The organism is Streptomyces sp. NBC_00377 (assembly GCF_036075115.1).
In the GTDB taxonomy this organism is placed as follows: Bacteria; Actinomycetota; Actinomycetes; order Streptomycetales; family Streptomycetaceae; genus Streptomyces.
The window spans coordinates 2,479,541-2,504,197 of the sequence record NZ_CP107958.1; the positions used below are offsets into that span (position 1 = coordinate 2,479,541).

22 protein-coding genes and 2 pseudogenes are annotated in these 24,657 nt (G+C 70.1%); 14 read left to right on the forward strand and 10 right to left on the reverse strand.

The genetic code is table 11. The annotated features are described in order from the left end of the window. Positions 1–289 precede the first annotated feature (289 nt). The gene (locus OHS71_RS11145) at positions 290–589 is read right to left on the reverse strand and encodes a DUF6069 family protein (RefSeq protein WP_328479238.1); all 300 of its coding nucleotides are present in this window, start codon (positions 587–589) and stop codon (positions 290–292) included. Between the two features lie 616 nt (positions 590–1,205). Here OHS71_RS11145 and OHS71_RS11150 point away from each other — a divergent pair. The 7 genes and pseudogenes from OHS71_RS11150 to OHS71_RS11180 all read left to right on the forward strand — a co-directional run. Beyond that, entirely contained in the window at positions 1,206–2,117 is a 912-nt protein-coding gene (locus OHS71_RS11150; protein WP_328479239.1) for an alpha/beta hydrolase, read from the forward strand. A 31-nt stretch (positions 2,118–2,148) separates the two neighbouring features. Then, on the forward strand, positions 2,149–2,748 hold the full coding sequence (locus tag OHS71_RS11155; RefSeq protein ID WP_328479240.1) for a flavodoxin family protein: 600 nt from the start codon (positions 2,149–2,151) through the stop codon (positions 2,746–2,748). A gap of 51 nt (positions 2,749–2,799) precedes the next feature. Next, positions 2,800–3,192, forward strand: coding sequence for a nuclear transport factor 2 family protein (locus OHS71_RS11160; RefSeq protein WP_328479241.1), 393 nt, complete (start codon positions 2,800–2,802; stop codon positions 3,190–3,192). A 25-nt stretch (positions 3,193–3,217) separates the two neighbouring features. Beyond that, positions 3,218–3,916 carry a type 1 glutamine amidotransferase domain-containing protein gene (locus OHS71_RS11165; protein WP_328479242.1) on the forward strand — a complete coding sequence of 233 codons (699 nt, stop codon included), beginning with the start codon at positions 3,218–3,220 and terminating at the stop codon, positions 3,914–3,916. Positions 3,917–4,092: 176 nt separating this feature from the next. Then, positions 4,093–4,962, forward strand: coding sequence for a helix-turn-helix domain-containing protein (locus tag OHS71_RS11170; RefSeq protein ID WP_328479243.1), 870 nt, complete (start codon positions 4,093–4,095; stop codon positions 4,960–4,962). A 181-nt stretch (positions 4,963–5,143) separates the two neighbouring features. Then, complete coding sequence (locus OHS71_RS11175) at positions 5,144–6,076, forward strand: NADP-dependent oxidoreductase (RefSeq protein ID WP_328479244.1); 933 nt, start codon at positions 5,144–5,146, stop codon at positions 6,074–6,076. 416 nt (positions 6,077–6,492) lie between these two features. Continuing rightward, positions 6,493–7,278, forward strand: a pseudogene (locus tag OHS71_RS11180) (EmrB/QacA family drug resistance transporter); the annotation flags it as partial. A gap of 167 nt (positions 7,279–7,445) precedes the next feature. Here the strand turns inward: OHS71_RS11180 and OHS71_RS11185 are convergent. Both OHS71_RS11185 and OHS71_RS11190 read right to left on the reverse strand, forming a co-directional pair. Further along, a complete protein-coding gene (locus OHS71_RS11185; protein ID WP_328479245.1) occupies positions 7,446–8,315 on the reverse strand; it encodes a helix-turn-helix domain-containing protein in 870 nt (289 codons plus the stop codon). 72 nt (positions 8,316–8,387) lie between these two features. Further along, a complete protein-coding gene (locus OHS71_RS11190; RefSeq protein WP_328479246.1) occupies positions 8,388–9,290 on the reverse strand; it encodes a helix-turn-helix domain-containing protein in 903 nt (300 codons plus the stop codon). A gap of 512 nt (positions 9,291–9,802) precedes the next feature. Here OHS71_RS11190 and OHS71_RS11195 point away from each other — a divergent pair. The 6 genes from OHS71_RS11195 to OHS71_RS11220 all read left to right on the forward strand — a co-directional run bounded on the left by OHS71_RS11195 (position 9,803) and on the right by OHS71_RS11220 (position 14,992). Next, entirely contained in the window at positions 9,803–10,135 is a 333-nt protein-coding gene (locus tag OHS71_RS11195) for a carboxymuconolactone decarboxylase family protein (RefSeq protein ID WP_328479247.1), read from the forward strand. A 152-nt stretch (positions 10,136–10,287) separates the two neighbouring features. After that, positions 10,288–11,304 (forward strand): zinc-dependent alcohol dehydrogenase family protein, encoded by a 1,017-nt coding sequence (locus OHS71_RS11200; protein ID WP_328479248.1) that lies wholly within the window; start codon positions 10,288–10,290, stop codon positions 11,302–11,304. A gap of 118 nt (positions 11,305–11,422) precedes the next feature. Next, positions 11,423–11,848, forward strand: a complete 426-nt coding sequence (locus tag OHS71_RS11205; RefSeq protein WP_328479249.1) for a nuclear transport factor 2 family protein — start codon at positions 11,423–11,425, stop codon at positions 11,846–11,848. A gap of 98 nt (positions 11,849–11,946) precedes the next feature. Next, positions 11,947–12,318, forward strand: a complete 372-nt coding sequence (locus OHS71_RS11210) for a DUF2255 family protein (RefSeq protein ID WP_328479250.1) — start codon at positions 11,947–11,949, stop codon at positions 12,316–12,318. 66 nt (positions 12,319–12,384) lie between these two features. Continuing rightward, complete coding sequence (locus tag OHS71_RS11215; RefSeq protein WP_328479251.1) at positions 12,385–13,971, forward strand: Na+/H+ antiporter; 1,587 nt, start codon at positions 12,385–12,387, stop codon at positions 13,969–13,971. Positions 13,972–14,029: 58 nt separating this feature from the next. Continuing rightward, positions 14,030–14,992 (forward strand): amidohydrolase family protein, encoded by a 963-nt coding sequence (locus OHS71_RS11220; protein ID WP_328479252.1) that lies wholly within the window; start codon positions 14,030–14,032, stop codon positions 14,990–14,992. Between the two features lie 363 nt (positions 14,993–15,355). On the opposite strand, the pseudogene OHS71_RS11225 reads toward OHS71_RS11220, so the two are convergent. Then, positions 15,356–15,714, reverse strand: a pseudogene (locus OHS71_RS11225) (alcohol dehydrogenase catalytic domain-containing protein); the annotation flags it as partial. 284 nt (positions 15,715–15,998) lie between these two features. On the opposite strand from OHS71_RS11225, the gene OHS71_RS11230 reads away from it, so the two are divergent. After that, positions 15,999–16,985, forward strand: coding sequence for an aldo/keto reductase (locus tag OHS71_RS11230; RefSeq protein WP_328479253.1), 987 nt, complete (start codon positions 15,999–16,001; stop codon positions 16,983–16,985). 922 nt (positions 16,986–17,907) lie between these two features. On the opposite strand, the gene OHS71_RS11235 is transcribed toward OHS71_RS11230, so the two are convergent. The 6 genes from OHS71_RS11235 to OHS71_RS11260 form a co-directional block, all read right to left on the reverse strand. After that, positions 17,908–19,038: an XdhC family protein gene (locus tag OHS71_RS11235; protein ID WP_057575521.1), complete on the reverse strand. Its 1,131-nt coding sequence runs from the start codon at positions 19,036–19,038 to the stop codon at positions 17,908–17,910. A 165-nt stretch (positions 19,039–19,203) separates the two neighbouring features. Continuing rightward, on the reverse strand, positions 19,204–21,399 hold the full coding sequence (locus tag OHS71_RS11240; RefSeq protein WP_328479254.1) for a xanthine dehydrogenase family protein molybdopterin-binding subunit: 2,196 nt from the start codon (positions 21,397–21,399) through the stop codon (positions 19,204–19,206). Next, positions 21,396–22,376 carry an FAD binding domain-containing protein gene (locus OHS71_RS11245; RefSeq protein WP_328479255.1) on the reverse strand — a complete coding sequence of 327 codons (981 nt, stop codon included), beginning with the start codon at positions 22,374–22,376 and terminating at the stop codon, positions 21,396–21,398. The genes OHS71_RS11240 and OHS71_RS11245 overlap by 4 nt, the downstream gene beginning before the upstream one ends. Positions 22,377–22,383: 7 nt before the next feature. Next, entirely contained in the window at positions 22,384–23,034 is a 651-nt protein-coding gene (locus tag OHS71_RS11250; RefSeq protein WP_328479256.1) for a (2Fe-2S)-binding protein, read from the reverse strand. 396 nt (positions 23,035–23,430) lie between these two features. Continuing rightward, positions 23,431–23,844 (reverse strand): (R)-mandelonitrile lyase, encoded by a 414-nt coding sequence (locus tag OHS71_RS11255; protein ID WP_057605737.1) that lies wholly within the window; start codon positions 23,842–23,844, stop codon positions 23,431–23,433. 36 nt (positions 23,845–23,880) lie between these two features. Further along, positions 23,881–24,648 carry an SDR family NAD(P)-dependent oxidoreductase gene (locus OHS71_RS11260; RefSeq protein WP_057575512.1) on the reverse strand — a complete coding sequence of 256 codons (768 nt, stop codon included), beginning with the start codon at positions 24,646–24,648 and terminating at the stop codon, positions 23,881–23,883. Positions 24,649–24,657 lie beyond the last annotated feature (9 nt).

A 24,657-nucleotide genomic window follows, 5' to 3' on the forward strand; every position in this document is an offset into this window, starting at 1 on the left:
CGCACGGCATGCTGGGGAAGCTCGCACGCCGGTGGCATCCGGACAGCGGCGTGCGGTAGCGACGACTATGGGGGCGCCGAGGCGCCGGTGCCATCCCCTGCACGATCCGAATCCCGTATCCGGGTTATCCACGCTGTGGATGGGATGGGCAACCGTCACGCAGACGGAAGACGTGCACGACCGTTCCTGCGCGCGAACAGCGGTGTCCCGGAGCTCGGTCGTCCCGGCCTCCGGGACACCGCCGGCTGTCGGCTGCCGGCTGCCGACACGTCGCGCACGCCGGGCAGCGTCAGCGGACAGGCAGCGGCAGGACGCGCCGATAGGCGGCGACGGCGGCGACCGCGACCACCACATGCATCACCATCAGCGCGGCGACGGCCAGCGGCCCACTGCCGGGCGTACCGCCACCGAGCAGGGACAGGTCGGGCCCGAACGACACGACCACGAGCACGGGCACCAGCCACCGCAGCAGCCCCGCCGGGTTCTTGGCGACACGACGGACGACCGCCCAGCCTATGGCGCCGAGGACAAAGCATCGGGGCAGCGCTCTCGTTCCAAGGTGCGTGCGACGGGTAGTGGCACGCGCCACCGCCGGCGAGGCGCAGTCGCCCCCGAACCGAAGTCCTCGCGCCGTGCCGACGGCCCCGGCCCTCACAGCGCGGGGCCGCAGAGGTCAGCGAGGTTGGGACTTCCGATATTCGAGCGTCATCCGAGCGTCAGGATGGTGGATTCCGCATCACCACTCCGCCCGCGAGACCCGCGCCAGCCCTTGAAGCTGCGGCTCGGACTGTTCTGCAACAGCACCTCAGTCGACGCCCTCTGGACTGCTTCGTCGAACAGTCGTCGTACGGAGCTGAGGCAAGCGGCACCTGACAGTGGACTGTCCCGGCCTGATCCGGCCGTTGTGGTCACCACAACGAGCCGCCGAGCGCGGCTGGGACACCTCGTCCCGGAGGGCGGGCAAGGCCGCGTGCGTCCGCCTCCGGCTGGTGCACCACCCTGCTCGGCCTCACATGGCGCTGACCGACCTGCCGGAGTTGTGGAACCTATCCGCGGAATGAGAAGGCAGTAGTCACCTACCCGGGAATTCACATCCAGGGGACGAATTCCTCCCCCCATCGCGAGTGGACAGCATCTCAGCACCCGCGAATCATGGTGTCCGGACCGCCGGTTGGCGGCTCGACGCCGACGAAGGGACAGGCGCCATGGTCCAGACCGTATCGTTCAGGAACAAGGCCGTGGAAATCGCGGCACACCTTCACCTGCCGGACGACTTCGACGAAGAAAAGAAGTACCCCGCCCTCGTCGGAATTCACCCGGCCGGCGGCGTCAAGGAACAGACCATAGGCCAGTACGCGAAGCAGCTGGCCGCCCATGGATTCGTCACCGTGGTCTACGACTCCTCCTACCAGGGGGAGAGCAGCGGCGAACCCCGCCTTCTGGAGGACCCGCCGACCAGAGTGGAGGACGCCCGCTGTGCGGCGGACTTCCTGACCACTCTCCCGTACGTCGACACCGAGCGGATGGGCGTGTTCGGCATCTGCGCCGGCGGCGGTTACGCGATCAGCGTGGTCCAGACAGAGCGCCGCTTCAAGGCGGTGGCCACCGTCAGCGCGGCTCCGATGGGCGAGGGCTCCCGGGCCTTCCTCGGGCAGCTCTCCCCCGTGGCCGAGCAGATCAAGACCCTGGAAGCGGTCGCCCAGCAGCGTACGGCGGAGGCGAACGGAGCGGCGCCGGTCTACGCCCCGTTCGTCCCGGAGACGCTGGAAGAGATCGACGACAACACACCGGACCTTCTGCGTGAGGGATACGACTACTACCGGACTCCGCGTGGTCAGCATCCGAATTCGAAGGGCCGTTTCCTGCTGACCAGTCTGGACAAGATGTACGCCTTCTCTACGTTCGACCAGATTCCGGATCTGCTGACGCAGCCGATGCTCCTCATCGCGGGCAGCAAGGCCGACACCAAGGTGTTCAGCGACCAGGCGTACGAGCTTTCCAACGGACCAAAGGAATTGTTCGTTGTCGACGGTGCGACTCACATCGCCATGTACGACATACCCGAGTACGTGGATCAGGCGATCACCAAGATGGTGAAGTTCTTCGCCGTCCTCTGACACCAGAATGCATGCGAGGAGCACGATCACCATGTCCGATCCCGGCCGCCCCACCGTCGCCATCGCCTTTCATTCGGGCTATGGCCACACGGCCGTCATCGCCGAAGCCGTGGCGCGGGGCGCGGCGGGAGCCGGCGCCGATGTCGTTCCGATCCCCGTCGCCACCATCACCGACGAGCAGTGGGCGCAGCTGGACGCCGCCGACGCGATCATCTTCGGTTCCGCCACCTACATGGGCACCGCCTCCGCGGCCTTCCACGCGTTCGCCGAGGCCAGCAGCAGGCGCTGGTTCGCCCACACCTGGGTGGACAAACTGGCCGCCGGATTCACCAACTCCGGAGCCAAGAGCGGCGACAAGTCGTCCACCCTCGGCTACTTCGCCACCCTGGCCGCCCAGCACGGCATGCACTGGATCAGCCTGGGCCTGCTGCCGGGCTGGGACTCCACCACAGGCAGCGAGGACGACATCAACCGACTGGGCTTCTTCCTCGGCGCCGGCGCCCAGAGCCCGACCGACGCCGGTCCGGAAGCGGTCCACACATCGGACATCTCCACCGCGGAGCACTTGGGCGCCCGCGTCGCACGTCAGGCCGCGATCTTCCGTGCCGGGCGGAGCGTCCTCGCCGCCTGATCACTCTTGCCCTCCTCATCACACCGATCCACCCCCCTCAAGGAGCGAACCGTGTCCGACTCCCCGCATCTCACCCTCATCCGACGGGTGTACGAATCCGGGATGGCCCCGGAAGTGACCAGTGAGGTCATGGCGCCGGACCTCGTCTGGGACATCACCCCCGGCTTCCCCAACAGCGGCGTCTACCACGGCTGGGACGACGCGGCGAAGAACTTCTTCGGCAGGACGATGCCGAACTACGAGTCCTTCGGCGCGGTGCCCGAGGAGTTCTACGCCGACGACTCCGGCCACGTCTTCGTGTTCGGCCACTACCACGCGGAGACGAAGACCGGGAACAAGGCCGACGTCCGGTTCATCCACCTGTGGACCATCCGCGACGGCAAGGCCGTGAGCATGCGCCAGGCCGCCGACAGCCACATCCTCCAGGAAGCCCTCAAGGGCTGACACCCGCACCGGGAGACGACAAACCATGGCGAAGATCCTCTTCGTGATCACCGCGTCCGACCACTGGACGCTGGCCGACGGAACCCGCCAGCCAGCGGGCTACTGGGCCGAGGAAGCGATCGGTCCGTACCAGGTCTTCAAGGAGGCCGGATACGAGATCGCGGCAGCGACTCCCGGCGGCGTGCCGCCCACCGCCGACGCGCTCAGCCTCACCCCGGACTTCAACGGCGGCGAGGAAGGAGCCGAGCGCATGCGGACCGCGGTGCGCCAAGCGACCGAGCTGGCCAACCCGATGCGCATCGAGGACGTGGACATCGCGGACTACGTGGCCGTCTTCTACCCCGGCGGCTGGGGTCCGATGGAGGACCTGCCCGACAACGCCGAGTCCGGCAGGCTGCTCACCGAGTGGCTGGCCTCGGGCAAGCCGGTGTCCCTGGTCTGCCACGGCCCCGCTGCACTGCTGGCCACCATCGGCCCGGACGGGACCTCTCCGTTCACCGGTTACCGACTGACCGGCCTGTCCAACGCCGAGGAGAAGCAGAACGGTCTCGCGGACCGTGCGAAGTGGCTGCTGCAAGACCGCCTCGTGGGCGAACTCAAGGCGGACTACCGCGAGGCCGACCCCTTCACCCCGCACGTCCAGGTCGACCGCACGCTGTACACCGGCCAGAACCCCTACTCGGCCGTCCCCCTGGCGCACGAGCTCGTCAAAGCACTGAGCTGACAACCGGGCGGTGTTCTGCTCCGGTGGCCGGGTTCGCGAGCGCGCGCCCGGCCACCGGCACCGTTCCAGCTCCGTCAGCGGCCGCAGAACGACGGGCTCACCGCCCACTGGCCGAACAGACAGGGGAGAGATCTGTCCCCCTCACAACAGGTGGCGTTTGTGCCACCCTGAAGGTCATGAACCGCAACCCGCATCTGAACGAGCTGGGTGAGTTCCTCAAGGCTCGTCGTGCCGAGCTCACCCCCTCCGAGGTGGGCCTGCGCGGCGGGCATCGGCGGCGTGTGAAGGGGCTGCGCCGTGAGGAAGTGGCCCTCCTCGCGGCGATCAGCACCGAGTACTACACCCGGATCGAACAGGGACGCCTCCAGGCGTCGGCTCCCCTGCTCGACGAGATCGCCCAGGTGCTCCGCCTCAACGACGCCCAGCGCACCTACCTCCTGCACCTCGCCGCGAAGGAGCGGGTGATCCCGTCCACGTATCGCGAGCGGCAGCAGGTGGACCCGCAGTTGCAGCGCATGCTGGACGATCTCACGACCTCCCCCGCCTTCGTCATCGGCCGGTGCACCGACATCCTCGGCTGGAACCGGCTCGCCGCCGCCCTGTGGACCGACTTCGGGCGCTACCCCGAGCCAGATCGTGTGTTCGTCCGGCTGCTGTTCACCGAGCCCTGGATGCGCGAGCTGTACGTCGACTGGGAGGAGGTCACCCGGCTGGCCATCGCCCAGCTGCGCATGGAGAGCGCGCGCTACCCCGACGACCAGCCGCTCACCGCACTGGTCGAGGAGTTGTCCGCCCGTGACACCCAGTTCCGGCAGTGGTGGACCGAACACGACGTCGCGCTGCGCGGCTGCGGCGTCAAGAAGCTGCGTCACCCGGTGGTGGGCGAGCTGACGCTCGACTGGAACACCCTCACCTGCGGCACGGACCCCGACCAGCACATCATCGTGTGGAACGCAGAACCCGGGACCCCGTCCCACGACGGGCTGCGCCTCCTCGCCTCCTGGGCCGCCGACCAGAAACCGACGGCGTCCGACGCGACCACCTGAGCCTTCTCCTCACGGACGCCCACAAGGGCCGGCCGACTCGTGGTGTGGTGTCGTGCATAGGGGGAGAAATACGTCCCCCCTATGGCGGCATCCCCGCCAAGATCTCTCCCCTTTTCCGGGCGCACGCAAGAAGCAAAAGTCGGACACCTCAACGACCGCTCGTCAGGACGAGGTGCTTCGCATGAAGGCTGTAGGTTTCACGGAATTCGGTGGGCCGGAGGTACTCCGTGTCCTCGAGCTGCCCGAACCGGAGGCTGGTCCCGGCGAGGTGCGCATCCGGGTGCACGCGGCGACTGTCAACGCGGTCGACGCCCTCCAGCGCAGCGGTCCCGCCCGGTCGCCGGACGCCCTGCCGCCGTTCGTGCCCGGCATGGAAGCCGCCGGCGTCGTGGACCAGATCGGCGCGGGCACGGACACGGACCTGAGCGTCGGTGACCATGTCATGGCGATCGTCCTGGCCGACGGCTCTCGTGGCGCCTATGCGGAGCGTGTCGTCGTGCCGGCGGAGTCGGTGGTGCGCGCTCCCCTCGGCGCGAGCGACGAGCAGGCCGCGTCGTTGCCGATGAACGGCCTGACCGCGCGCCTGGCGCTGGACACGCTCGGCCTCAAGGCCGGGCAGAGCGTCGCCATCACCGGAGCAGCGGGAGCGGTGGGCGGTTACGCCGTCCAGCTCGCCAAGGCGGACGGGCTGCGGGTGGTGGCCGACGCCTCGGAGCAGGACGAGACCCTGGTCAGGGAACTCGGCGCCGACATCGTCCTTCGTCGCGGAGCCGAGTATCCGGACCGGGTGCGTGCGCAGGTCCCGGAGGGTGTCGACGGGCTCCTCGACGGCGCGTCGCTCGGCGCTCTCACCGCCCGTGCGGTGCGTGACGGTGGCCGGGTGGTGACGCTGCGCGGCTACGACGGTCCCGGCGAACGCGGCATCGTCTACGAGCCGATCGTCGTGTTCCGCTACGCCCGGGAGCGCGCCGAGCTCGACCGGCTGCGCCAGCAGGTGGAGGGAGGCCGTATCACCCTCCGGGTCGCCAGGACGTTCCCCGCGGAACAGGCCGCCGAGGCACACCGACTGCTCGCGGCGGGCGGTGTGCGGGGCCGACTGGTCCTGACGTTCTGATGCGGTGCACGAGAGGGCGCTGACGCGGGTTGCGCTCGACGCCGTGGAGCCGGTACAGCAGGACTACCCACGGTCCGGCCGCACCCGCTACACGGCGAACGCGTCGCTGCGGAGAATGGGCGATGCTCGGTGAAGGGCGTTCAGTCGCGTCTCTCCGGGAGCAGCGCCCCCTGCGGCCGACGGCCCACCCGAGGAGTGCGACGCAGCCGACACCGGCGCCGCTCAGGCAGACGGCCGTCCAGCCGCCGGCGGACCACAGGGCGGAGGCGGTGGCGGAGCCGGCCGCACCACCGAGGAAGTTGCAGGTGACGAAGGCTGTGTTGAGGCGGCTGCGGGCCTGCGGCGCGAGCGCGAACAACCGCGTCTGGTTGAGGATGCTCACGCCCTGTACGGCGATGTCGAGCAGCACGACGGCCATCGCCGTCTTCGGCACGATCTTCACCGACCGGCTCGACGACAGGCTGCGCGCTGCCCTCACCGGCCAGGCCCGGTCGCGGTCGGCCGCTGCGCTGGAGGCCGACCCGCGTGCCGTGGCCGAACTCCCACCCGGCCTGCGCCCGTCCGCGCTGCACGCGTACGCGGCCTCGATCACCGACGTCTTCCTCTACGCGGCCCCGGTCGTCCTGCTTGCCTTCGCCCTGGCCTGGCTCCTCAGGGAGGACGGGCTGCGTGGCTCGGTGACCGCGCCCGACATGGCGCAGACCCTCAGTTTCCATCCCGTGCACCGGTCCTCACGCGAGGAGGTGCAGCGGGCCCTGTCCCTGCTCGGCTCGCGCGACGGGCGGCGCGGCGTCTACGAGAAGATCAGCGCCGAGGCCGGATACGACCTGCGGCCCGCCTCCAGTTGGCTGCTGCTGCGTGCTCTGCGGCCGGAGCGGTCGCTGTCGCCGGCACGGCTCGCCGAGTACAGCCAGGTGCCGCTGCCGGTGATCCAGGACGCCCTGGACGAGATCCGACAGCGTGGCCTGGCCACCCGCGAGGGCATGGACCTGATCCTCACCGATGCGGGGCGCGAGGCCGCGGCGAGGCTGTCGGCGGCCCGTCAGGACTCCTTCGCGGAACTGCTGGGCGACTGGTGGGGGCCCGACCGGCCGACGGACCTGGTCGAACTCGTCGAGGAGTTGTCCTCACAGCTCTCGGGCTCGGACAAGGAACGACCGCATGTACCGGCGCCCCGGGCCCGCGTCCGTCGCACGACGTGATCCCAGGGGCGTGCGGCGGACTTTGCCAGGCCCCGGACCCACGACGGCGTGCCGCCGGCCACGCTGCCCGGGCGCGTCCCTACGGCGTGCCGGCGGCCAGACGGCCTGTGCGTTCCACGATGTCCCCTTGGCCGCACGTGACAGCGCCCGGACGGGCCCGTCGGTCCTCAGGATGCCGCATCCCCTGCTGGCCGGTGCGGGTCCGCGGTCCACGATGCCAGGAAGAGGAGGCCGTCGTGGGACGGGCTCCTCGGGGCGGCGGTCGAGACCAGCAGCTTCTGAGTCGGGTCGGCCGCGCAGGTCAGGCTGTCCCAGTCGAGAGTGAGGTCGCCGACGATCGGGTGGCGCAGCCTCTTGGTGCCCATGCGCAGGCCGCTCATCTGGCGACCGGCCCACCACTGCCGGAAGTCGGCGTCGGCGACCGACAGCTCGCCGACGAGTGCGGCCAGCCCGGGGTCGCCGGGACAGCGGGCGGCTTCCAGGCGCAGGTGGGCCACGCAGGTCCGGGCGTTCGTCCTCCAGTCGAGGCAGAGCTCCCGGAAGGCGGGGTCGGTGAAGAGCAGTCGCGCGTAGTTGCGCTTCTTCGCGGGGATCTTGTCGAAGTCGGTGAGCAGAGCGGCTGCCAGGGGGTTCCAGGCGAGCACGTCCGTACGGCGGCCGAGGACGAGTGCGGGGGTAGTCGTCAGGTCTTCCAGGATGCGCCTGAGCTGGGGGTGAACCTGCTGCGCCGACAGACGGCGGGGTTCCCGGCCGCCCTTCGATGCCAGGTCGAACAGGTGGGCGAGCTGGTCGTCGTCGAGGTGCAGGACCCGGGCGAGCGTGGCGAGCACCGGTCTCGGCACCGGGGCACGCCCCTGTTCCAGCCGGGCATAAGCGCGGGGGCTGATCCCCACGAGTCGGGCGACCTCCTCACGGCGCAGCCCCGGCACCCGCCGGGGCGCCCCGGACTCGGGCAGGCCGACGGTCCGCGGGCTGAGTCGGGCCCGGCACACCTTGAGGAATTCTCCCAGTTCGGGCAGAGGTTCTTGGGTGTACATGGCATCGAGCATCGCAGCATTCACCTGGAATGTGAGGGGGAGGGTTTTCTCCCCGGTCTGGGAACCGCCTTTTCATCGCGGTTCGGCAGAGCCGGTCAGCCCGTCGGATCGGTCGGACCCGCCGGTCGTGAGCCCGCCAGGCCGTGTGCTCCGCGAGGCGAGGGCACGCAGTCCGTCGTACGACGGAGTGCCGGGCTCGGCTGTCCAGACGACGAGTTCCTGATCGGGATCGCCGCCACAGGTCAAGATGTCCCAGTCCAGGACGAGTTCACCCACGAGGGGGTGGCGGAACCTCTTGACGCCCGCCCCGCGGAACGGCACGTGACGGCTTCCCCACAACTGTCCGAAGTCCTCGTCCTCCACGGAGAGTTCACCCACCAGCCTGGTCAGCTCCGGATCCTCGGGGTGCGTGGCGGCCGCCAAGCGCAGCCGGGCCACGCAGTCGCGTGCGACGGCCCGCCAGTCCGCGTACAGGGTCCGCATGGAGGGGTCGGTGAAGAGGATGCGGACGCAGTTCCGCCTGCTCTCCGGCACCTTCGCGAAGTCGGTGAACAGGGCGGCGGCGAGTGGGTTCCAGGCCAGCATGTCCATGCGGCGGCCGATCACCACGCCGGGACTCGCGGTGAGATCGTCGAGCAGACGGCGCAACTGGGGGTTCGCCTTCTGCACGGTCGGCCGGCGGTGTCGCGTCCCGTGCCGGCCGGCCAGCTCGAACAGGCGGTCACGCTGGTGGTCGGACAGGTGCAGGACTCGGGAGAGTGCGGCGAGCAAGGAAGCGGACGGCTGGACACGGCCCTGTTCCAGCCGTGTGTAGTAGTCGGTGCTGATGGCGGCGAGTACGGCGACCTCTTCTCTGCGCAGCCCTGGCACACGTCGGCCGCCGGTGTCGGGCAGACCGACGGTGCGCGGGGTCAGCTCGGACCTCCGTTGCTTGAGGAATTCTCCCAACTCGTTCGGATGCGCTTCGCCGGTCATGGCGCCAGTGTCGCACCGCCCGGTCCGCGGGAAGGGGGTAAGGATCTCTCCCCTGGATAAGGAATTCCCCGCATGGAATCCTCCCCTTTGCGGACACCCCCGCAAGTGACAGGGTCGAGGGCGAATCCGGTGGCCGAAATACCTGTGTTTTACGCGTGCCGCCGATATCCGGTATTCCTGCGGCAGGCGAAGGAGGTGGACAGAGATCGTGCGGACGGACGTCACCTTCTTCAGCAACGGTCTCGCGCTGGCCGGTCACCTGCACGCTCCCGACGCCGGTGCCGGTCATCCGCTGCCCACGATCGTGGTCGTCCACCCGTGGGGTGGGACGAAGGAGCGGAGCGCCGGACTGTACCCCCGGCCCACTGCGACCTGTACGACGAACCCGCGTACGTCTCCCCTGCACTCGCCGAGCTCGCCTCGTTCTTCGCTGAGCAGCCCAACCCTCTCCCGACCCTGGGCCGCGCGGCATGAGATCCCCCCACCCGCGAACGCATCAGGAGCACCACCTCATGTCCGAACGGAAGAAATTCGCGCCGCCTGCGATTCAGGAGTTCGCCCCCAAGCTCGCCGAGGTGACGGACACCGTCCTGTTCGGTGACATCTGGGAGCGGCCGGGCCTTTCCCCACGCGACCGCAGCCTCGTCACCGTCACCGCTCTGGCCTCCCTGTACCGGGCCGATCAGCTCGGCTTCCACCTGGGCAAAGCCCTGGAGAACGGCGTCACCCGGGACGAGCTGATCGAGGTGATCACCCATCTCGCCTTCTATGCCGGATGGCCCAACGCCATGACCGCGATGATGCAGCTCAAGGAGATCGTGGAGAAGTCCGACCAGTCCGGCTGACGCCTCCGCGCCGGCCGTACGCCCAGCGACAGCACCGCACCCTCGGCCTGCCGCGCACGCGGCTCCGGCGGCGCCCGCGACGGCCCGCGCTGGAGCGGCAGCTCACGCGCCCCCTGACTGCCCCGACACACGACCAGAGCTGGGAAGGCACCATGCGAGCAACCATCATTCACGCGCCGGGTGACATCCGGGTCGAGAACGCCCCCGAACCGAAGATCACGACCTCGACGGACGCGGTCATCCGCACCGTCGCCGCCTGTGTGTGCGGTTCCGACCTGTGGAGCTACCGGGGTGTTCTGCCGGTCGCCGAGCCGCAGCCGATCGGCCACGAGTACGTCGGCATCGTCGAAGAGGTCGGCAGCGACGTCTCCAGCGTCCGACCGGGGCAGTTCGTCATCGGTTCCTTCGTCGCCTCAGACAACACCTGCCCCAACTGCCGGGCCGGCTACCAGACCTCCTGTCAGCACGCGCAGTGGCTGAACGGCGCCCAGGCCGAGTACGTCCGCGTCCCCCTCGCCGACGGCACCCTGGTCGCCACGCCGGAGCAGCCGTCCGAGGAGCTGATCCCGAGCCTGCTGGCCCTGTCCGACGTCATGGGCACCGGCTGGTACGCCGCCAGGGCCGCCGAGGTCAGGCCCGGTTCGACGGCCGTGGTCGTCGGAGACGGCGCCGTGGGCCTGTCCGGGGTCATCGCCGCCAGGGAACTGGGCGCCGAGCGCATCATCGCCATGAGCCGACATGAGTCCCGGCAGAAGCTGGCCCTGGAGTTCGGCGCCACCGACATCGTCACCGAGCGGGGTGAGGAAGGCGTCGCCCGCGTCAAGGAACTGACGAACGGCGTCGGCGCCGACTCCGTCCTCGAATGCGTCGGCACGCAGGAGTCGATGCACCAGGGCCTGCGGTCCGCGCGGCCGGGCGGCAACGTCGGCTTCGTCGGCTTCCCGCACGGCACACGGATCGACGGCCAGGAGCTGTTCTTCTCCCACGTCGGCCTACGCGGCGGGCCCGCGCCCGTGCGCGCCTACCTTCCCGACCTCATCGACCGCGTTCTGAACGGTCGTATCAACCCCGGCAAGGTCTTCGACCTGACCCTGCCCCTGGAGGAGGCGGCCGAGGGCTACAAGGCGATGGACGAACGCCGCGCCGTCAAGACGCTGCTGCGCCCGTGACCGAAAGCCCGGCGGTGGTGGGCCGCGTACCGGCCGCGCCCACCACCGCCGACGTCACCTGGCGGCTGCGGCCGTTCACACCGCTGCCGCAGCCGCCGAACAGAACGGAGCGACAGCCATGACCAGCGAGGCGATCTCCACCGTCGAGGCATACCTCAGGGCCTTCGGCACGCGGGACATACAGCGCGTCCTCTCCCACTTCGCGCCCGATGCGACCTGGACGATCCCGGGCGATCCGGCTCTGACCCCCTGGGCCGGAAGCCGCACCGGACCGGAGGCGATCCGGCGGTCCCTCACCGCGTTCTTCGCAGCCGTCGAGCCGCTCGCGTTCGAACTGGGGACCCTGGTGGAGTCCGATGGGCGGGTCCTGGCGCCGGGGCGGTACACCTCCCGGTTCCACCCCTCCGGGCAGGTGCTCGAGAGCGAGATGATCCTGCGTTTCACCGTCACCGACGGCCTGATCACCGACTACCGCGTCTTCGAGGACTCACTCGGCATCACCCGCGCCCACACCGGTGAGCCGCACACCACGGCTCCCCGCTGACGACCGGTAGCCGCGCCCGCCGCCCCTCCCGTCACGGCGTTCGCCGGTGGCGCCACGTACCCCGCCCCCCACCGGACCACGAGGATGGGAACACACCGATGACGACCTGGACAGCCGACGAACTCGACCGCATCGCCGGCGCCGATGAACTGGAGATGGCCCCGCTCCGGCGTGACGGCACCCTGCGCGAGCCGGTGCCGATCTGGGTCGTCCGCGACGGCGACGACCTCTACGTCCGCTCCTTCCGCGGCTCGGACGGCGGCTGGTGGCGCACCGCCCGCACCAGCCACGCCGGGCACGTCCGCTCCGGCGGGGTCGACAAGGACGTCACCTTCGCCGAGGTGCCCGACCCGGGGACCAACGACCGCGTCGACGCCGCGTACCGCAGCAAGTACGGCCGTTTCGGCGGCGCGTACGTCGACCCCATGGTGGCCGCACGCGCCACGACCCTGCGGCTGGTGCCCAGATGACCAGGCAGTCCCCATCGAAGCCGCTGAGCCGCCCTCTCCGGTCGGCCCCGCACAGGAGTAAGTGTCATGCTCGGTCTCGAACTGGTCGTCGCCCTGGGTGCGGCCGTGCTGGCGGGGAACGTCCTGGGACAGCGCCTGCGTGTCGCGCCGCCCGTCGTGCTGCTGGTCGTGGGCGTTCTCATCGGCCTCGTCCCGGCCGTCCGTCAGACCCAACTGCCGCCCGACGTCGTGTTGTTGCTCTTCCTTCCCGTACTGCTCTACTGGGAGAGCCTGACCACGTCGATGCGGGAGATCCGCACGAACTTGCGCGGCATCGTCCTGCTCAGCACGGTCCTGGTCATCCTCACCGCGGGGGCTGTGGCGGTCGCCGGACACGCCCTCGGACTGCCGTGGGGACCGGCGTGGGCCCTGGGCGCGGCCGTGGCGCCCACGGATGCCACGGCGGTGAGTGCCCTGGCAGGGTCGCTGCCGCGTCGTCAGATCACTGTCCTGCGCGCGGAGAGCCTCGTCAATGACGGCACCGCGTTGGTGATCTACGGACTCGCGGTCGGTATCACTGTCGGCGAGGAGCACCTCACCCTTCCCCATGTGGGCGCGCTGTTCCTGCTCGCGTACGGCGGCGGGGCCGCGGTCGGCGTGGCGGTCGCGTGGGTGAACATGAACCTGCGACGCAGGCTGGACGACCCCCTGCTCGGCAACCTGGTCATGATCCTGGCGCCGTTCACGGCGTACCTGCTGGCCGAGTTGATCCACGCTTCCGGCGTCCTCGCGGTCGTGGTGAGCGGCCTGATCATGGCCCAGGTGGCGCCCGGCCTCATCCGGGCCGAACACCGTCGCCAGGCACTGGCCTTCTGGCCGCTGGCCACGTTCATCATCAACGGCGCGCTGTTCGTGCTGGTGGGAGTGGAATTGCAGTACGCGCTGCGCCACTTGAGCCGATCCGACCTGCGGGACGCCCTCGTCGCGATCGGGGTGGTCAGCGTGGTGCTGGTCGCGGTCCGGTTCGCGTTCCTGTTCTCCTCCGCCTACCTGATCCGCGCGATCGACCGGCGCCCCGAGCAGCGTCTGCGGAGGATGAGCGACCGGTCACGCGTGGTCAGCGGGCTGGCGGGCTTCCGGGGCGCGGTGTCACTGGCGGTGGCGCTGTCCGTGCCGGAGACCCTCGACTCCGGTGAGCCGTTCCCCGGCCGGGCGTTCATCGTCTTCGTCACCTCCGGCGTCATCGTGGTGACTCTCTTGGTGCAGGGACTGCTGCTGCCGGGCGTGGTGCGCTGGGCCCGGCTGCCCCGGGACACCTCCGTCGACGAGGAGCAGATCCTCGCCGAGACCACGGCGACCGAGGAGGCCATCAAGGCGCTGCCGCAGCTCGCCGCCGAACAGGGGACCGCTCCGAAAGTGGTGGAGTGGCTGCGACAGGAGTGCGAGGCCAACCTGGCGACCGTACGGGCGAGGGGCGCGGGCACCGACGACGATCCCGCCCTGCTCCACAACCGCCACTACACCGACCTCCGCCTCGCCCTCATCGCCACGAAGCGCGCGACCGTCGTCCGCCTGAGGGACGAGGCGCGGATCGACGACACCGTGCTCCGCCGGCTCCAGGCCGCCCTGGACAACGAAGAAGTCCGGCTGAGCGGACGCGAGCAGGTCGAGTAGACGCGAGCGCACAGCCGGCCCCGACCACCCGAGTCCCCTGAGAAGGAACCCCGCCGCCATGACCTCCGGCCTCTTCGACGTCCACGCCCATCACCTCCCCGACTTCTACGTCCGGCAGGCGACCGCTGCCGGCCACACCCACCCCGACGGCATGGCCGCCTGGCCCGCGTGGTCCGTGCGAGACCACCTGGATCTGATGGACCGCAACGGCATCGAGACCGCGATGCTCTCCCTCTCCTCCCCCGGCGTGCACTTCGGCGACGACAAGGCGGCCCGCCTCCTCGCCCGGCGCGTCAACGAGTACACCGCCGAAGTGACGCGGGACCACCCCGGCCGCTTCGGATCCTTCGTGTCGCTTCCGCTGCCGGACGTGGACGGCGCGTTGGAGGAGATCGCCTTCGCATTCGACGAACTGGGCGCCGACGGCGTGGCGTTGCTGACGCACACCCATGGCGTGTACCTGGGCGACGAACGCCTCGCCCCGGTGTTCGCAGAGCTGGGCCGCCGCCGGGCCGTGGTGTTCCTGCATCCCACCTCGCCCGTGTGCTGGGAGCAGTCCGCCCTCGGCAGGCCGCGCCCGATGGTCGAGTACATCTTCGACACGGCCCGCACCGTCACGGACCTGGTGATGGCGGGCGTCCTGACACGCCACCCGGACCTGCGGATCATCGTCCCGCACTGCGGTGGCGCGATCCCCGTCCTGGCCGACCGCATCAACGAGTTCATGCGGATCTTCGCGCCCGGTCAGGAGGCACCTCCGAGCGACGCCGTGCAGCAACTGCGCGCGCTGTACTACGACATCGCGGGTACGGCCTTCCCACGCCAGGCGCCCGCACTGCTGAAGCTGGCAGACCCCGACCGCGTCCTCTTCGGCAGCGACTACTGCTGGACGCCCGCGACGCTGGCCGACACGCACATCACGGCGATCGACGCGGCCGAGCCACCGGCGGAAGGCGCCACCTGGCGTTCGCTCACCACAGCCAACGCCAAGCGCCTGTTCCCCCGCGCGGCTCCGCGCTGAACCACATGGCGCCGCGGTCAGCCCGAGCACACAGGCATCGGCATCTTCACTGAGCCCTTCGGATGCCGATCGTCGGCTCGACCGCCCGCGTGGCAGCCGTTCGATGCGTCCTGAGAACCGTCAGCGGGCCGGTGGCCGGTCGGCGGCGCTCATGCCGGTCGCGTTCCGGGGCGTGTAGTACTCCTCCAAGGCGGCGATCTCCTCGTCCGTCAAGGTGATGTCGAGGGCCGCGGCCGCGTCCGCGAGGTGCCGCGGTTTGGACGCCCCGACGATCGGAGCACTGACGACCGGATTCGTCGTCCGCGTCCCCGAAGGCGTCGCCCTGGACGAGGCCGCCCCGCTGCTGTGCGCGGGCATCACGACCTCGAGGGAACCGTAGGTGAGCGTGGTGCCGTTGAGGCAGTACTGCTCCTCACCCTTGCGGCAGGAGTCGCAGGTGCGGCACGAGTTGACCATGCAGCCGACGCCGACGCGGTCGCCGACGGCGTGCTTCGTGCCTCGGAACCGGCTTGGGTGACAACTCCAGCGATCTCATGCCCGGGAGCCACCGGGTAGTGCACCGGGCCCCAGTCGCCACGCACGTGGTGGATGTCCGAGTGGCAGATGCCGGCGTACTTGATCTCGATGAGGACATCGTGCGGGCCGACGTCACGGCGCTCGACGGTGGTCCGGACGAGCGGTTCGGTCGAGGACGTGGCGGCGTAAGCGTTGACGGTGAACACGTTTCTCCTCACAGGTGGTTCCGGCGGCTGTCCCTGCGACAGCCGTCGCGGCTTGTCCGGCAGATCGGGCTACCAGGCCGCTGCGGGCCGCGTACCCCGTGGTCAGCGGGTCAGCGACCGTGTGCGGGGGAGGGTTCCATAGGGGGGAAGATTCCCTCCCCCCTTGGGGGATCGGGTGCGGGGTACGAACCCCGAGGACTCGGCCGAGAGGGTCGGACCCGGCCCGGCGGGTCGGAGACAGACACCCCGAGCGGTCGACTCGTCAACGACGCGCAGGAGGATGAATGCACACGCGAACGCTCGGTCGCGACCTTCGAGTCTCCGCCATCGGCCTCGGCGCCATGGGCATGTCCCAGAGTTACGGCCCCAACCCTGGTGACCGGAGCGACATGATCGCCGTGCTCCGCGGAGCCGTCGATCAGGGAGTCACGTTCTTCGACACCGCGGAGGTCTACGGCCCCTACGCCAACGAGGAACTCGTCGGAGAGGCCCTCGCCCCGGTGCGTAACCAGGTGGTCATCGCCACCAAGTTCGGTTTCCGCATCGAGGACGGTGCACCCGTCGGACTGAACAGCCAGCCCGAGCAGATCCGCTCCGTCGCGAACGCCTCGCTCAAAAGGCTCGGGGTCGACAGGCTCGACCTGTTCTACCAGCATCGCGTCGACCCGGAAGTGCCCATCGAGGACGTCGCCGGGACCGTGGGCGAGTTGGTGCGGGAGGGTAAGGTCCGCTGCTTCGGGCTGTCGGAGGCCGGTGCGCAGACCATCCGCCGTGCCCACACGGTCCACCCGGTGACGGCGGTGCAGAGCGAGTACTCGCTGTGGACCCGGGATCCCGAGCCGGAGGTCCTGCCGACGTGCGTGACGCTGGGGATCGGATTCGTGCCCTTCAGCCCGCTCGGCAAGGGGTTCCTCACCGGGTCCGTGGACGCGTCGACATCGTTCGCAGCCGACGACGTCCGCACCACCATTCCCCGATTCACGGCCGAGAACCGGGCCGCGAACCAGGCCCTCGTCGAACACGTCACGTCACTCGCCCAGGGCAAGGACGCCACACCGGGGCAGATCGCACTCGCCTGGCTGCTGGCCCGACATCCGTCCATCGTGCCGATCCCCGGGACCCGGCGCAGTGCGCGCATCGAGGAGAACCTCGGCGCCACGCAGGTGCCGCTGTCCGCCGACGAACTGGCCGACCTCGACGAACTCGCCGACCGGATCGGGGTCCGGGGAGACCGCTACAACGAGCACCACATGTCGCTGGTGGACAAGTAGCGGACGGGGGCATGCGCGAGGCGGCCTCCTGGTGGGCAGCACATCACCCGGGACACCGCGTCCACTGGGGCTCCGCTCAGCCCTCGCCGGAGGCGGCGGACCGGATGGCGGGGCGTCGATGCCCCATGACATGACGAAGTCGGGCGCCACCTGCGCCCAGTTGGGGCTGAGCCCCGGCCCCAGTACTTCCCCGTTCAACGGAGGAGAGCACCACCGACAGACATCTGTCGGCGGGCGGGTGCTGCGTACATGTAGTCCCCGACTCGGGCCGGACGGGCCGCCTCGGCCCGGTAGCCCTCCACTGCCGTGACGCCTCATCAGAACGGGCGTCATCTGAGCGTCGGGATTGCTGGCGTCGTCCGGGCCGAGGGGCGGCACGACCATCCCCGCCGATCCGGCAGCGGCCCCAGAAATGCCAGGTCGGACGGCCTTCACGAGCCATGGAGACGCCCCACGTCATGGGCTTCGGGAAACAGGTCGAGGACCACCGACCGCATCTGGAAAACCGAGAAAGTTGCAGGTCAGAGCCCCTTTGCAGCAGGCTCCAGAATCGCCACGCACTCCACATGCGAGGTCATCGGAAAGATGTCGGCTTGAACGGGTCTCGGAAAAGGCCAGGTCAGAGGCCATTTCTCCGCTCGCTGTGCCGCCTGCGGGAGGCCAGAGCGTCAAACGAGCGTCACGGCGTGCAGCACGTCCCTTCTCTCCGGGACGGAACAGGCGGCCACGATCAGCTGCCCCGGCACGGCCCGTCGGCACGGCAGGCAAACCTGTGGGCTTTCGGGCTGACCGACCGGTGCACCCGATGAAGCCGTACCTCTGCACTCCATCGAGAACGCCAGGGCCTCGTTTCTTCCAGGCCGACGGCTGCTCGCAGAGGGACAATGGGGACAATGAACCCTTGTCGGTTCGTGAGGCCGGCCTACCGGTGACTCGCCGACTCCGACGGCCGGTGGATCGGGCCGCTGATCCGGGTCAGGGGTCTGCCCGTGCCGTGGTTGGCCTGGGCGATGATCTCCGCGGTGATGGAGACGGCCGTCTCCTCGGGTGTGGAGGCTCCAAGATCGAGGCCGATGGGGGAACGCAGCCGGCCCAACTGGTTCTCCGTGACGCCCTGCTCCCGCAGGCGGCGCATGCGCTCGTCGTGGGTGCGCCGCGAGCCCATGGCCCCGACGTAGGCGACGGGCAGGTCGAGGGCCAGGCGAAGCAGCGGGATGTCGAACTTGGCGTCGTGGGTGAGGACGCATACGGCGGTACGCTCGTCCACGCCGGTGCGTTCCAGGTAGCGGTGGGGCCAGTCGACGACCACTTCGTCCGCGTGCGGAAACCGGGCGGGAGTGGCGAAGACGGGGCGGGCGTCGCAGACGGTGACGTGGTAGCCGAGGAAGCGGCCGGCCTGGCTGAGGGCTGCGGCGAAGTCGACGGCGCCGAAGACCAGCAGGCGCGGCCGGGTGGCATGGACGTGGACGAGGACGGACAGCCGTTCGGGGCATTCGTCTGCCTGCCCGCCGGTGTCGATGCGGACGGTGCGGCCCGCCCGCAGCAGGGCCCTGGCCCGGTCGGCCACAGCCCGGTCCGCCGGACCGCCGTCGACGCGCCCGTAGGCGGCATGGCCGCCGCCGAGCACGCTCAGCGTGGAGCCGAGGAGGCGCTCCGGGCCGTCCACGACCTGTGCCACGGCGACCGGTCGCCCTTGAGCGATCTCGGAGAGGGCCGTGGACACGTGCGGCTGGGCTGCGGGATCGATGCGCTGGACGAAGACGTCGAGCTCGCCGCCGCAGGTCAGACCGACGGCGAAGGCGTCGTCGTCGGAGTAGCCGAACCAGGCCCGCTGCGGAGTGCGCCGGTCACGGAGCACCTGCCGGCACAGTTCGTAGACCGCTCCCTCGACGCAGCCGCCGGAGATGCTGCCGACGGCGTTGCCGTCTTCGTCTACCGCGACCGACGTGCCGACCGGCAGAGGGGCGCTGCCGCGCACGCCGACGATGGTGGCCAGGGCGAAGGGGCGTGCCTCGCGGCACCAGCGGTGCAGTGTGTCCGCGATGTTCAGCATGGCAGTTCTCCACGGCAGGGCAAGGACGGGAAGGCGAGCGGGCCGCCGCCACGACGCGGGGAAACGTCACGCGGCGGCGGCCCTGGGAGGTCCGGCAGCCTCCGGGCAGGACGGGGCGGCCTGCCGGACGAGCGGTGTGCACCCCGCCGGACCGAAGTCCGCGGATCAGAGCAACGCCTCCGCGGTGATGGGCAGTTCGCGGATGCGGCGGCCGGTGGCGTTGAAGACCGCGTTGGCGATGGCGGGCGCCACCCCGATCATGACGAGCTCGCCGAGTCCCTTGACGCCGAGCGGGTCGGCCTCGCGGTCCTCGCCGTCCAGGTAGATCGCCTTGAGGTCGGGGATGTCGGCGTTGACGGGCACCAGGTAGTCGGCGAGGTTGGCGTTGACGATGCGTCCGTCGCGGTGGTCGGTGAGCGTGTGCTCCAGCAGGGCTGTGCCGATGCCGCCGACCATGCCGCCGAGGGCCTGGCTGTCGGCGAGCTTGGGGCTGATGATGCGGCCCGCGTCGTACACGCCGAGTACCCGCCGTACCCGCACCAGGCCGAGCGTCGCGTCGACGGCCACTTCGGCGAAGGTGGCGTTGTAGCCGTAGAAGGAGTGCCGCTCCGGGCCCGAGGGCGGCGCGAAGGAGCCGTCCGCTTCCAGGTGGGTGCGGTCGTTGCGGGCCAACAGCCGCTGGTACGTCTCACCGAGGGCCGGATTGTTCTTCACGTGCAGCCGCCCGCCCCGTACGACGATGTCGGCGGTCGGTACGCCGTACAGCGGTGATTCGCGGTCCTCGACGGCCAGTTGGATCGCCTGGCGGCGGACCTTGTTGCAGGCGTCGAGGGTGGCGGAGCCGACGCTGGCCATGGTCATCGAGCCGCCGTGCGGTGGGGTCGGCGGGTAGAGGGAGTCCCCAAGCCGGAAGGTGACCGTGCGCACGGTCAGCCCGAGGGCGTCGGCGGCGACCTGGGTCTGGGAGGTGTACGTGCCCGGTCCCATGTCAGTCGCGGCTGCCTCCACCACGGCGGTGCCGTCGGCGTCCAAGCGGGCTCGCGCCTGGGCGGGCATGCGCGCGGTGTCGTAGACGCCGGCGGCCATGCCCCTGCCGATCAGCCAGTCCCCCTCACGCGTCGAGCGGGGCCTGGGGTTGCGGCGGTGCCAGCCGAACTCCCGGGCACCGACGGTGTAGCACTCCCGCAGCCGGCGGGTGGAGAACGGCAACCCACTCGACTCGTCCTCGTTCGGCTCGTTGCGCCGACGCAACTCGATCGGATCGACGCCGAGCTTGTGGGCGAGCTCGTCCATGGCCGACTCGATGACGAAGGAGGCCGTCTGGAAGCCGGGGCCGCGCATGTACAGCGGTGTGGGCAGGTCCAGCGGCACCGTCCGGTACCTCTGGGTCACGTTGGGCATGCTGTAGAGCATCTGCCCGGCTGCCAGGATGGACTCGGTGAACTTCTCGTACGACGACGTCTCGGCGTCCAGCTCGTGCGCCGCGGCGGTCAGCCGGCCACGCCGGTCACTGCCCAGGCGCAGGCGGTACTCGTACGAGGGCCGGAAACCGGTCCCGAGGTACATCTGCTGGCGACTGAGGACCAGCTTGACCGGGCGCTTCGTCACACGGGCGGCCAGCGCGGCGACGACCACGTGCGGCCAGCAGCGCAGCGCCGTGCCGAAACCGCCTCCGACGAACGGCGAGATGACCCGCACCGCGTCCGTCTCCAGGCCGAACACCGCCGCGAGTTCGGTCTGCGTGCCCACCACCCACTGGGTCTTGTCCCACACGGTGAGCCTGTCGCCGTTCCAGCGGGCGATGGTGGCGTGCGGCTCCATGGGGTTGTGGTGGTTGCGGGCCGTGCGGTATGTCAGGTCCAGCCGTACGGCCGCCGAGCGCAGGGCCGCTTCGGCGTCGCCGCGCGCGTAGTTGGTCGGCTCGTCCGGTTCGGCCTCGGTCAGGTCGGTCGAGGGTTGTTCGGCGTCGTAGCCGACCTTGACGAGGCTCGCGCCGTGCTGGGCGGCCTCCAGCGTGGTGGCGACCACGACGGCGACCGGCTGGCCGTGGAAGAGCACCCGGTCGTCCTGGAAGACCCGCAGCCTGCGCCCGGGCGGGTTGTTGGAGCCGGAGTTGTCGCGGTACGGCAGCTTCGGCGCATTGCGGTGGTGGATCACCTTCAGTACGCCCGGAAGGGCTTCGGCGGCGCCGCTGTTGATCGACATGATGCGGCCGAGGCCGATGGCCGCGTCGACGATGACGGCATGAACGGACCCGTCGACATCGTGCTCGGCGGCGTACAACGCCTTGCCCGTGACCTTGAGCCGGCCGTCCACCCGGGACAGCGGCGCACCCACGGCTGCCTGCGGCTGGGGGCTCACTTGGTACCTCCTACGACGCGCAGCTGGCGTTCGACAGTGCGCTTGAGCAGCTCGACCTTGAACCGGTTGTGTTGCAGGGGACGGGCGCTGTCCGCCGCCTTGGCGGCAGCGGCCGACCAGAGGGCCCCCGACGGGCGTTCACCGAGGAGGTGCTGCTCGACGGCGGGCAGTTTCCAGGGCACCGTGCCCACTCCCCCGGCGGCGACCTTGGCCTCGCGGATCACCCCACCGCGTATGTGCAGCGCGACGGCCGCCGACGTCAGGGCGAACTCGTAGGACTGCCGGTCCCGCACCTTGAGGTAGCCGGACCTGAGCGGGCGCGGAAGTGCGGGGATCTCGACCGCCGTGATCAACTCACCTTTACCCAGGGCCTGTTCGCGTTGAGGAGTGCTGCCGGGCCGCAGAAGGAAGTCGGCGAAGGGGACTTGGCGTGCTCCGTCCGGGCCCAGCAGGTGCACCCGGGCCTCCAGGGCGGCGAAGGCCACGGCCGCGTCGGACGGGTGCGTGGCCACGCAGGCGTCGGAGGTCCCGAGGATCGCATGGGTGCGGTTGAAGCCGTGCAGCGCGGCGCAGCCCGAGCCGGGCTCACGCTTGTTGCAGGCGGCGGTCACGTCCCGGAAGTACGTGCAGCGGGTGCGCTGCATGATGTTGCCGCCGATGGTCGCCATGTTCCGCAGCTGTGCCGACGCGCTCAGCTCCAGCGCCTCGGAGACGACGGGGTACAGGGTGCGCACCTTGGAGTGGGCGGCGGCCTCGGACATGGTCACCAGAGCGCCGATACGCAGGCCCCCGCGCTCGGTGACGGTGACCTCGCGCAGCGGCAGGCCGGTGATGTCGACCAGGGTCTCGGGGCGTTCGACGGTCTCACGCATGAGGTCGACGAGGGTGGTGCCCCCGGCGATGTAACGGCCGCCGCGTCGGCCGGCGTTGAGCGCCTCATGGGTGTCGGACGCCTTGGTGAAGTCAAAGGGATACATCAGGCCCTCACTTCCGGCCGGCGGTCTGCCCGACCGCGCGCACGATTTTGACGTAGCAGCCGCAGCGGCAGATGTTGCCGCTCATCCACTCGCGGATCTCCTCCGGCGAACCGGTATGACCTTCCTGGATGCAGCCGACGCCGGACATGATCTGTCCGGGGGTGCAGTAGCCGCACTGGAAGGCGTCCTGGTCGATGAACGCCTGCTGCAACGGGTGGAGTTGATCGCCCTCGGCCAGGCCCTCGATCGTCGTGACCTCAGCGCCTTCCAGACGCACCGCGAGCGTCAGGCAGGCGTTGTGCCGCTGCCCGTCGACCAGGACGGTGCACGCCCCGCAGGCACCGGCGTTGCAGCCCTTCTTCGAGCCTGTGAGGCCGAGGTGCTCACGGAGCAGGTCCAGCAGAGAGGTGCGGTTGTCGACCGTCACGGTCCGGCGGGTGCCGTTGACCGTCAGGGAGACGCGACTGGAGGGCGGCGCCTCGGCAGCGCTCACCTCCTGCGCGTCGGCGAAGATCGTCCCGCCGATCACACCGCCCGCGACCACGGCACCGCCGACCGCGGTGCTGGTTGCGATGAACGTGCGCCGACTGGGTGCCGAGGAGGACTCGTCGGCTCCGGTGGGGGGAGGAACGTCGAATTCAGGGAGTTCAGCAGACATACGTACGCCTTCGCATCACGGACGGATCCGTCGTGCACGACAGAGGGACAGCAGGCGGGATCGTCGCCACCACGGGCATCGGTGACCGCTCACCTCGACAGGGGGCTGGTCTCGCGGGAAGTCTTGCACCACCGGCAACACTCGTGGCAGGGAGACTTTCCTCCCCCTTTACGCTCCGTCAGGAGCGAGTGGCCCACGTCATCGGGGGCAGTTGCGCACGGGGCGAGGCGGGACAGAACCGCGTCGCCCCCCGCTTATGGGTGCGTCCGCGTCGCTCACCACGTCGTCGCGTGTGGCGGACTGATCGTTCGCTCCGAGCAGGTCGCCGACACGGCCCCTCCCCCGGGACACCGTGACATCCCGTGTCGGCCCGGGGTGTGTGATCGAGGGGCGGGGTTACTGGTTGCGGGTGCGGGGGCCGTTGTACTGCTGGTCGGTGACCGGATCGGCCCAGGCGGTCTCTGGAGTGCCGTCGCCCGCGCCCTCCCACAGGGCGATGTGCTCCATGAACCGGTCGGGGGTGGCGCCGTGCCAGTGCTCCTCGTTCGGCGGACACGCGACGGTCTCGCCGGGGTGGGCCTCGAAGACGGTGCCGTCCCGGGTGCCGATCAGGGCGATGCCGGAAACGACGTGCAGGGTCTGGCCCAGGGCGTGGGAGTGCCAGTTGGTGCGGGCGCCCGGCGAGAAGCGCACCAGGTTGGCACGCATCCTGGACGGGGCCTGGCCGGCCACGATGACGTCCCACCACACGTCGCCGGTGAACCAGTCCGCCGGGGCCTTGCTGCTGGGCTGCTGCTTGATGAATTCCATGACGGAGCTCCAGTTTTGTCGATGCGTCGGTTGTCTCTAGCGGGCGACGTAGCCGCCGTCCACGGGGAGGGCGACGCCTACGACGAAGCCCGCTCCGGGACTGCACAGCCACAGGACGGCCTGGGCGATCTCCTCGGCCGTACCGAGGCGATTGATGGGCTGGTCGGCCTCGGCCTCGGCGCGGTCGAGTTCTCCCTTGGCGATCATGTCGCTGACCATGGGGGTGTCGATGGTGCCCGGGCAGATGGCGTTGACGCGGATGCCGCGCGGGGCGTATTCGAGTGCCGCGCTGCTCGTCAGACCGATCACGCCGTGCTTGGAGGCGTGGTACGAGGCTCGGCCGGGGAGGCCGACCAAGCCGCCGAGGGAGGAGCAGTTGACGATGGCTCCGCTGCTCTGGGCGCGCATGTGCCGGAGTTCGTGCTTCATGCAGGCCCAGATGCCACGGAGGTTGATTCCGTTGACGCGGTCGAAGCGTTCGGCGGGTTCGTCGGCCGCGTCGCTCGGCGGGATCTGGATGCCGGCGTTGTTGTAGGCCATGTCGAGGCGCCCGAAGGTCTCGACGGTGCGGTCGACCGCGGCGGCGACCTGGTCCTCGTCGCTGACGTCGCAGGTGAGGGCGAGGACTTGGTGCCCGGCGTCGGCGAGTTCCTTCGCGGCCGCGTTCAGGGCCGCTTCGTTGACGTCGGTGAGGGCGACGGCGGCCCCGGACTCGGCGAACGCGCGGGCGGTCGCCAGGCCCATGCCGGCGCCTGCCCCGGTGACGAGGGCGACCTGGCCGGTGAAGTCGTAGGTGGGATTCACGTCGTGGTC

Bases quoted from the DNA above. Each gene is read 5' to 3' on its own strand.
- OHS71_RS11230 (WP_328479253.1), top strand. From the start codon at position 15,999: ATGCACACGCGAACGCTCGGTCGCGACCTTCGAGTCTCCGCCATCGGC.
- OHS71_RS11245 (WP_328479255.1), bottom strand. From the start codon at position 22,376: ATGTATCCCTTTGACTTCACCAAGGCGTCCGACACCCATGAGGCGCTC.
- OHS71_RS11175 (WP_328479244.1), top strand. From the start codon at position 5,144: ATGAAGGCTGTAGGTTTCACGGAATTCGGTGGGCCGGAGGTACTCCGT.
- OHS71_RS11235 (WP_057575521.1), bottom strand. From the start codon at position 19,038: ATGCTGAACATCGCGGACACACTGCACCGCTGGTGCCGCGAGGCACGC.
- OHS71_RS11165 (WP_328479242.1), top strand. From the start codon at position 3,218: ATGGCGAAGATCCTCTTCGTGATCACCGCGTCCGACCACTGGACGCTG.
- OHS71_RS11170 (WP_328479243.1), top strand. From the start codon at position 4,093: ATGAACCGCAACCCGCATCTGAACGAGCTGGGTGAGTTCCTCAAGGCT.
- OHS71_RS11215 (WP_328479251.1), top strand. From the start codon at position 12,385: ATGCTCGGTCTCGAACTGGTCGTCGCCCTGGGTGCGGCCGTGCTGGCG.
- OHS71_RS11155 (WP_328479240.1), top strand. From the start codon at position 2,149: ATGTCCGATCCCGGCCGCCCCACCGTCGCCATCGCCTTTCATTCGGGC.
- OHS71_RS11185 (WP_328479245.1), bottom strand. From the start codon at position 8,315: ATGTACACCCAAGAACCTCTGCCCGAACTGGGAGAATTCCTCAAGGTG.
- OHS71_RS11220 (WP_328479252.1), top strand. From the start codon at position 14,030: ATGACCTCCGGCCTCTTCGACGTCCACGCCCATCACCTCCCCGACTTC.
- OHS71_RS11190 (WP_328479246.1), bottom strand. From the start codon at position 9,290: ATGACCGGCGAAGCGCATCCGAACGAGTTGGGAGAATTCCTCAAGCAA.
- OHS71_RS11200 (WP_328479248.1), top strand. From the start codon at position 10,288: ATGCGAGCAACCATCATTCACGCGCCGGGTGACATCCGGGTCGAGAAC.
- OHS71_RS11255 (WP_057605737.1), bottom strand. From the start codon at position 23,844: ATGGAATTCATCAAGCAGCAGCCCAGCAGCAAGGCCCCGGCGGACTGG.
- OHS71_RS11150 (WP_328479239.1), top strand. From the start codon at position 1,206: ATGGTCCAGACCGTATCGTTCAGGAACAAGGCCGTGGAAATCGCGGCA.
- OHS71_RS11210 (WP_328479250.1), top strand. From the start codon at position 11,947: ATGACGACCTGGACAGCCGACGAACTCGACCGCATCGCCGGCGCCGAT.
- OHS71_RS11205 (WP_328479249.1), top strand. From the start codon at position 11,423: ATGACCAGCGAGGCGATCTCCACCGTCGAGGCATACCTCAGGGCCTTC.
- OHS71_RS11250 (WP_328479256.1), bottom strand. From the start codon at position 23,034: ATGTCTGCTGAACTCCCTGAATTCGACGTTCCTCCCCCCACCGGAGCC.
- OHS71_RS11195 (WP_328479247.1), top strand. From the start codon at position 9,803: ATGTCCGAACGGAAGAAATTCGCGCCGCCTGCGATTCAGGAGTTCGCC.